Origin of the sequence: Promicromonospora kroppenstedtii DSM 19349 (assembly GCF_000515355.1) — a bacterium.
GTDB classification, from domain to species: domain Bacteria; phylum Actinomycetota; class Actinomycetes; order Actinomycetales; family Cellulomonadaceae; genus Promicromonospora; species Promicromonospora kroppenstedtii.
On the sequence record NZ_KI911748.1, the window covers coordinates 1 to 1010 of the forward strand.

A 1010-nucleotide genomic window follows, 5' to 3' on the forward strand; every position below is an offset into this window, starting at 1 on the left:
GATGCGGTCGGCGGTCGCCGGCTCCCCGCGCTCGCGGTAGTGGCGTGCCCACTTCTCCTGCTGATGCTCACCGGTCGCCACCAGGTCGGCGCGGCACCCCCGCTGCGCCCACACCGCGCAGGGCGCGAAGGCCTCGGTGCCGAAGCTGTGGTCGAAGTGGGAGTGGGTCAGCACCACCTGCCACGGCAGCGGTGTCACCTCGCGGACCGCCGCGGCGAGCTCGGCACCCTGTCCGGCGTCTCCCCCGGTGTCCACGACCAGGCAGCCCTCCGCGCCGACGACGAGGCCGACCGACAGGTCCAGCTCCTCGTACCGCCGGACCAGCACGCCGTCCGCGACCTCGATCCACCTCGCCATGCCCCGACCCAAGCAGGCCGGTGCGGGTCCGGACAACAGGACGGCCGCACCCGGGCAGATTTCCCGGACAAAGCAGACAAGTAAAATTCACCCGCACGTCGGAGCGTCGTCGGACCGTCGTCGCCCGGATCGGCCAGGATCCTCCCTGCATGTTCCCAACCTGCATGTTCCCCACCGAGAGGGAGGTCAGCGTGTCCGAGAACAAGAGCATCGCGTCGAACCTGGTCCGGATCATCGTCATCCTGTCGACGATGGTCGCCTTCGTCACGGCCGGCGGCGTCGCGGTCGCACCGTCGTCCGAGGCGGCCGTCTACAGCTCCTGCACGCACAGCGGATGTGCGGAGGCGTACGACTCCAGGGCGATCTGGAGCTCCAAGGGCTACCCGAGCACGCGCGGCTGGGTGAGCTGGCCGGACGGCCAGTGCAACTACGCGGGTGGCACGCACTACAACAACGAGGGTCAGCTCCCGGCCGGCCACTCCTACCTGGAGTTCGACGTGACGCCGCGGGCCTGCGGCGCGGCGCGACAGTCCTACCGGCTCGTCCTGGACCGCACCACCGGGGTGGTCTACTTCTCGCCCAACCACTACGGCGACTTCTACCGGATGTGACCGGGTCCCGTGCGCCGCGCCCGGCCGGCCGGCCGGCCGGGC

General features: G+C 70.8%; 2 protein-coding genes. One reads left to right on the forward strand and one right to left on the reverse strand.

The genetic code is table 11. The annotated features are described in order from the left end of the window. Nucleotides 1-357: MBL fold metallo-hydrolase (locus tag PROKR_RS25550; protein WP_036969319.1), on the reverse strand; the 357-nt coding region annotated here is incomplete at its 3' end. A 191-nt stretch (nucleotides 358-548) separates the two neighbouring features. Between PROKR_RS25550 and PROKR_RS25555 the strand changes: the two genes are divergently transcribed. Next, on the forward strand, nucleotides 549-968 hold the full coding sequence (locus tag PROKR_RS25555) for a ribonuclease domain-containing protein (RefSeq protein WP_051433364.1): 420 nt from the start codon (nucleotides 549-551) through the stop codon (nucleotides 966-968). Nucleotides 969-1010 lie beyond the last annotated feature (42 nt).